Here is an 826-nt window from a genome sequence, read left to right on the forward strand (position 1 = left end):
GCTGCGGACGGCGCGCTTTGCCCATTCCGGCATCGTCGAAGCACCGCGCGACTTTGGGCTGCCGCAGGTTCCCATCGCCGAGTTCGCCATCCGGCTGCGCCAGGATGCCGAGCCGCCGGCACAGGAGCTGGCTGCGCTGTTCAGCGGCAACCTTGCCTTGGCGCAGGCTCATTTCGGAAAAGAAAAAGCCGACCTTGCGGTCGGCTATAGGTTAGACGGGCCGAGGGGTTTGGGGGACTTGGGATGACCCGTCGGCCTCAACAATGCCTGAACCCGATGATGGTTCCATGACTTTATAAATTTATTTCAGGGGCAGATTTTCTCAGGCAGAACGCTGCCTCGCCGCCTGCCAGTCGCGCCCGGCATGGGCGAAGACCGCGCAGAGCACGATTGCGCCGCCGATCATGCTGGCGGCAGGCGGGACCTCGGCCAGGAACACGAAGGCGAACAGGATCGCGAACGGTACCTCAGCCGAGCCCAGCAGTCCGGATTCGGCGGCCGGGATGAGCCTCGCGCCCTCCGTCCACAGAATAGAGGCCAGCGCGAACGACATGCCGAAGGCGACGAGCAGCGCTGCGTCTCTGGCTGAGACCGCCAATGGATCGGTCACGAACCAGCCGAGCACGAACAAAAGGAATGCCGACACTGCCCCGGCCCACACCACAGGCGTGTCGCGGAAAGCGCGCACCATGATCATGTAAAGCGCGCTGCCGATTGTCATCAGCAGCGCCAGCCCGTCGCCGAACAGATGGCCGGTGCCGAAACCGGACCAGACCATGATCGCCACACCGCAGAGCGACACGGCGGCGGCGGCAAGCGTCTGCAG

1 protein-coding gene and 1 pseudogene are annotated in these 826 nt (G+C 64.5%); one reads left to right on the forward strand and one right to left on the reverse strand.

Annotated elements, in window-relative coordinates; genetic code table 11:
• Positions 1-247 (forward strand): annotated as a pseudogene (locus EOA86_RS36700) (hypothetical protein); the annotation flags it as partial.
• Positions 248-322: 75 nt separating this feature from the next.
• On the opposite strand, the gene EOA86_RS36705 reads toward EOA86_RS36700, so the two are convergent.
• Positions 323-826, reverse strand: a 504-nt coding sequence (locus EOA86_RS36705) for a DMT family transporter (protein ID WP_164892412.1), incomplete at its 5' end; no start/stop codon positions are given.

The sequence above is a fragment of the Mesorhizobium sp. M5C.F.Ca.IN.020.32.2.1 genome (genome assembly GCF_004023105.1).
Taxonomy (GTDB): Bacteria; Pseudomonadota; Alphaproteobacteria; order Rhizobiales; family Rhizobiaceae; genus Mesorhizobium; species Mesorhizobium wenxiniae.